The sequence below is a fragment of the Pseudomonas sp. CM25 genome (assembly GCF_013179705.1).
Taxonomy (GTDB): Bacteria; Pseudomonadota; Gammaproteobacteria; order Pseudomonadales; family Pseudomonadaceae; genus Aquipseudomonas.
The window spans coordinates 1-5,164 of sequence record NZ_JABMCW010000361.1 but is presented as its reverse complement, the minus strand read 5'-3'; the positions used below and the strand labels follow the sequence as shown (position 1 = coordinate 5,164).

The 5,164-nt window shown below is 64.4% G+C and carries 5 protein-coding genes; 3 read left to right on the top strand and 2 right to left on the bottom strand.

Annotated features, from left to right (window positions below):
* Positions 1 to 687, bottom strand: a 687-nt coding sequence (gene motA / locus HP546_RS25505) for a flagellar motor stator protein MotA (RefSeq protein ID WP_172231177.1), incomplete at its 3' end; no start/stop codon positions are given.
* Positions 688 to 817: 130 nt separating this feature from the next.
* Here motA and HP546_RS25500 point away from each other — a divergent pair.
* From HP546_RS25500 to asd, 3 genes are read left to right on the top strand one after another with little or no spacing between them, the layout of a single operon-like run.
* Positions 818 to 2,353, top strand: coding sequence for an HDOD domain-containing protein (locus tag HP546_RS25500; protein ID WP_172231174.1), 1,536 nt, complete (start codon positions 818 to 820; stop codon positions 2,351 to 2,353).
* Between the two features lie 44 nt (positions 2,354 to 2,397).
* The gene (locus tag HP546_RS31540) at positions 2,398 to 3,207 is read left to right on the top strand and encodes a rhodanese-like domain-containing protein (protein WP_256678535.1); all 810 of its coding nucleotides are present in this window, start codon (positions 2,398 to 2,400) and stop codon (positions 3,205 to 3,207) included.
* Positions 3,208 to 3,216: 9 nt separating this feature from the next.
* Entirely contained in the window at positions 3,217 to 4,080 is an 864-nt protein-coding gene (gene asd, locus HP546_RS31535; RefSeq protein ID WP_256676307.1) for an archaetidylserine decarboxylase, read from the top strand.
* 75 nt (positions 4,081 to 4,155) lie between these two features.
* On the opposite strand, the gene serB is transcribed toward asd, so the two are convergent.
* Positions 4,156 to 5,164 (bottom strand): phosphoserine phosphatase SerB (gene serB, locus HP546_RS25490; protein ID WP_172231171.1); only part of this gene is annotated, 1,009 nt, incomplete at its 5' end.

The window sequence follows — 5,164 nt, the reverse complement described above, 5'->3', positions numbered from 1 at the left end:
GTGCTCCAGGCACTTGGCCAGCGGGCCGAAGAAGCCGTAGGCAGCCAGAATACCGAAGAAGGTACCCACCAGCGCTGCACCCACGTGCATGCCGATGGCCGCCTGGTCACCATCGCCCAGCGAGGCCATGGTCACCACGATACCCAGTACCGCCGCAACGATACCGAAGCCCGGCATGCCGTCGGCGATGCCGGTCACGGCATGCGACGGGTGCTCGAGCTCTTCCTTCATGCTCAGCAGTTCCATGTCGAACAGGCCCTCGAGTTCGTGCGGGGCCATGTTGCCGGTGGACATGATGCGCAGGTAGTCGCAGACGAATGCGGTCATGCGCTCGTCGGCCAGCACCGTCGGGTACTTGGCGAAGATCGGGCTGGCGGCGGCGTCCTCGATGTCGGCCTCGATGGCCATCATGCCTTCGCGACGGCTCTTGTTGAGAATCTCGTAGACCAGCCCCAGCACTTCCAGGTAGTAGGCGTGGCTGAAGCGCGAGCCGAACATCTTCATCGACTTCTTGATGACGTGCATTGTCATGTAGCCGGGGTTGGCCTGGAGGAATGCACCGAAGGCCGCACCGCCGATGATCAGTACTTCGAACGGCTGGATCAGCGCTGCGATCTTGCCGTGGGAGAGCACGTACCCGCCGAGCACGCTCGCGAATACGACGATGATGCCGATAATTTTAGCCATAGGTTCAAAGCACTTGCTGTCGTGGTCAGGGTGAGAGACGGGAGCTTTAAAACTCTTCTTCTACTTATCGGCAGAACTGCGCCAGACTATAGCCACTCAAAGCGAAAAGCCAGTTCGGACTGATGTCAAAATGCCAATTGAAACCAAGGTGCCCGCTCAGGCTCCACGTACGCTAGAGGCCTGGGTAAAGCTGCTGGAGAGTGTTCGCATCCCCGTGCCGAAGCACAGCTACGACCGGGTCATGGCCGCCATCAATGATAGCCGCCGCTCGCTGCGCGATATCGCCGAACTGATGCAGGATAGCCCGGCGCTGGTGCTGTCGGTGATGCGCGAAGCCAATCACCCCACCAATGCCAGCCAGGCCGAGCCCGCCGAAAGCCTGGAGGTCGCTCTCAACCGCCTGGGCCTGGAGCGCAGTGCACAGCTGCTCAAGCGCCTGCCTGCGGTGCCGGTCGAAGATATCCCGCCGGTGCTCAGCCAGTTTCAGCTGATCAGCCAGCATGCCTCGCAACAGGCCAGCGGCCTGTTCGCCAGCCGTCTGGCGCGGCTGTGGCAAGAAATTCACTGGGGTAGCCTGCTGTTCCTGTCGCCACTGTGGCCGCTGGCGCTGGCCTACCCCAAGCTGCTCGACACCTGGGAACTGCGGGTTATCCACAAGGGTGAGGACGCCGCCCTGGTAGAGGACGAGCTATTTGGCGTGCGCATCATGGCGCTGTGTCAGACCATGGCGGAATACTGGCGGCTGCCACAGTGGGTGACCCAGGGTTATCGTCTGCTGCTGGAAGAGCGCGAACAACTCGCTCAGGTACTGAGCATCGCCCGCGACGAGGACTTGCTCAGCCAGCAACACCGCCTGGATGCAGAACCCGGCCTGCGCCGCTGGTTCAACCAGCCGGCCAACACTGTGTTGCTGGCCAACAATCTGGCCCTGGCAGCGCAGGTGGGCTGGGACAACCCGCACCTGCTGCGCTGGCAACTGCTGACCGCGCTGTACCTGCAGACTTCATTGGCAGACGTGCAGCAGCAGATGCACCAGCAGGCTGCCGCCAGCGCCCGTCGCCACGCCCGCCATGCCCTGTTCCACCCGGCCGAAGCGCTGATCTGGCCATGGCACCAACGCCGCCCGCACCCTGACATGCTGGCCCCGCCACCACCGAGCAGCGACGACCTGGCGCGCTGGCGCACGCTGTGCCAGGACCTGCTGGCCCAGCCCAGCCCGTTCACCAACACCGTGCACCTGGCGACGCAGGCTCGCGAGGCCCTGCTGGCCTGCGGCATGCAGCGCATCATGCTGTTGAGCCTGGACAAGGCCAGCGACTACCTGCGCGTGCAGCAGATCGCCGGCCTGGCAAAGGAAGCAAGCGCTCTGGCCCTGCAAGTGTCGCAGAACAAACTGCTGCAGAAGCTGCTGTCCCAGGCCGGGCAGCTGCGCATCACCCCGGAAAACCACAGCCAGTTCTCCGCCCTGCTGCCCGCGCCGCTGCGTGCCTTGTTCCGCAGCGAGCATGTGCTGCTACGCTCGTTGGCGGTGAACGATCAGGTGCTGATGCTGCTGGTGGCCGACCAGGGCTGCCGGCCGCTGGCCGATATCAGCGTGCAAGCCTTCGGCAAAACCGCGCAATGCATCGAGCGAGCCTTGTCGGTGTTTGCCAACCGCAAGGGCTGAGCCTTGCGCTACAATCGCCCCTCTTTCCACACTGGAGACCGTGGATGACTGACTTTACCGGCCTGCCCCTGGTGATCGAAGCCACGGACCTGCTGCCCCGCCTGGATTCGCCGCAGCTGATCCTGGTCGACCTCAGCAGTGCCAACCGCTATGTCAGCGGGCATATCCCCGGCGCTCGCTTTGTCGAAGGCAAGCGTACCCAGCTTGGCCAGCCCCCCGCGCCCGGCCTGCTGCCACCCTTGGGCGATCTGGAAAAACTGTTCAGCGAGCTCGGCCACCGCGATGATGCCGTGTACGTGGTGTATGACGATGAGGGCGGCGGCTGGGCCGGGCGCTTCATCTGGCTGCTCGACGTGATCGGCCACAAGGGCTACCACTACCTCAATGGCGGTATCCAGGCCTGGCCGGCAGACAGGCTGTCCACCGAGGTACCTGCCAGTGGCACCGCCCCGGTACGCCTGCACATCGACAGCGCCCCAACTGCAACCCGCGAGTACCTGCAAAGCCGCCTGGGCTCCGATGACCTGGTGGTCTGGGACGCCCGCGCACCGCAGGAATTCAACGGCGAGAAGGTGCTGGCCGCCAAGGCTGGCCACATCCCCGGCGCAATCAACTTCGAGTGGACCGCCGGCATGGACCTCAACGACCACCTGCGCATCCGCCCAGACATCAAACAAGTTCTCGAGCAACTGGGCATCACCCCCGACAAGGAAGTGATCACCCACTGCCAGACCCACCGCCGCTCCGGTTTCACTTACCTGGTGGCCAAATCCCTCGGCTATCCACGCGTCAAGGCCTATGCCGGCTCGTGGAGCGAATGGGGCAACCACCCGGACACGCCTGTAGAAGTCTAAGGAACCTGCATGAAATCCCGTTTGTTCATCATCAGCCAGTACCTGCTGCCGCACCACCTGCTGTCGCGGCTGGCCGGCTGCATCGCCGAGTGCCGCGTGCGCTGGTTCAAGAACGCCTTTACCGCCTGGTTCGCCAAGCGCTACCAGGTGAACATGGCCGAAGCCATGGTCGAGGACCTCAGTGCCTACGAGCACTTCAATGCCTTCTTCACCCGCGCCCTGAAACCCGGCGCCCGCCCGCTGGACGAGACCCCGGGCGCCATCCTCTGCCCGGCCGACGGCGCCGTCAGCCAGCTCGGCCCGATCGAGCATGGCCGCATCTTCCAGGCCAAGGGCCACGGCTTCAGCGCCCAGGAGCTGCTGGGTGGTGACCCGGCCATGGCCGCGCCGTTCATGGGCGGCGAGTTCGCCACCATCTACCTGTCGCCCAAGGACTACCACCGCGTGCACATGCCGCTGGCCGGGACCTTGCGCGAAATGGTCTATGTGCCGGGCCGGCTGTTCTCGGTCAACCAGACGACTGCAGAGAACGTCCCCGAGCTGTTCGCCCGCAACGAGCGTGTGGTCTGCCTGTTCGATACCGAACGCGGGCCGATGGCGGTGGTACTGGTTGGCGCCATGATCGTCGCTTCGATCGAAACCGTGTGGGCCGGGCTGGTGACGCCGCCCAAGCGTGAGCTGAAGACCTTCCGTTATGACGAGGGCAGCCGTGCGCCGATTCACTTGGAAAAAGGTGCCGAGCTGGGCCGCTTCAAGCTGGGTTCGACCGCCATCGTGCTGTTCGGGCCAGAGCAGGTGAAGTGGGCTGAGAGTCTGGGTGCCGGGTCGGCGGTACGCATGGGGCAGCAGCTGGCGGTGCCTGTGCAGGCTTGATTCAAGCCATATGAAAAAGGCCCTGCACATGCAGGGCCTTTTTTCAGGGCTGCAAAGCAGCCCTGAATTTCCAGATCAGCCGCGTGCGTCGCGGTCGCGCAGGCCCAGCAGGTACAACACGCCATCCAGCCCCAGGGTGGAAATCGCCTGCTTGGCCGACTGGCGTACCAGCGGCTTGGCGCGGAACGCTACGCCCAGGCCGGCCAGCGACAGCATCGGCAGGTCGTTGGCGCCATCGCCCACGGCAATGGTCTGCTCCAGCTGCAGGCCTTCGTCGCTGGCCAGTTTCTGCAGCAGCTCCGCCTTGCGCTGGGCGTCGACGATCGGCTCTACAGCCACACCGGTCACCTTGCCATCTACCACTTCCAGCTCATTGGCAAACACATAGTCGATGCCAAGGCGTGCCTGCACCTGGCGGGCGAAGTAGGTGAAGCCACCCGACAGGATTGCGGTCTTGTAGCCCAGGCGCTTGAGCTCGGCGAACAGGTTTTCGGCACCCTCGGTCAGGCGCAGCGATGCGCCGATCTCGTCCAGCACGCCCACATCCAGGCCCTTGAGCAGCGCCATGCGCTCCTTGAAGCTGGCGCGGAAGTCCAGCTCACCGCGCATGGCCCGCTCGGTGATGGCGGCCACCTGCTCACCCACGCCGGCCGCCTTGGCCAGTTCGTCGATGACTTCGGCTTCGATCAGCGTCGAATCCATGTCGAACACCGCCAGGCGGCGATTGCGGCGGAACAGGTCGTCCTTCTGGAAGGCGATGTCGACGCTCAGCTCTTCAGCCAGGGCGAAGAAGTCGGCACGCAGGGCCTGGGCATCGCTGGGTACGCCGCGCACCGAAATTTCGATGGCAGCCTTGCCCTTGCCGGCCTCCACATCCAGCGCAACACGTGCCGACAGGCGCTCGATACGCTCGATGGTCAGGCCATACTGGCTGATGACCGCACTCACCCGCTGCAACTGCTCGGGGGTGATCTTGCGGCTGAGCAGGGTGACAATATGGCGTGCCTCGCCCTGGCCGTCGGCCCAGTGCTGGTAGTCCGCCTCGGAAATCGGCGTGTAGCGGGCCTGCAGGTTCAGCTCGTGG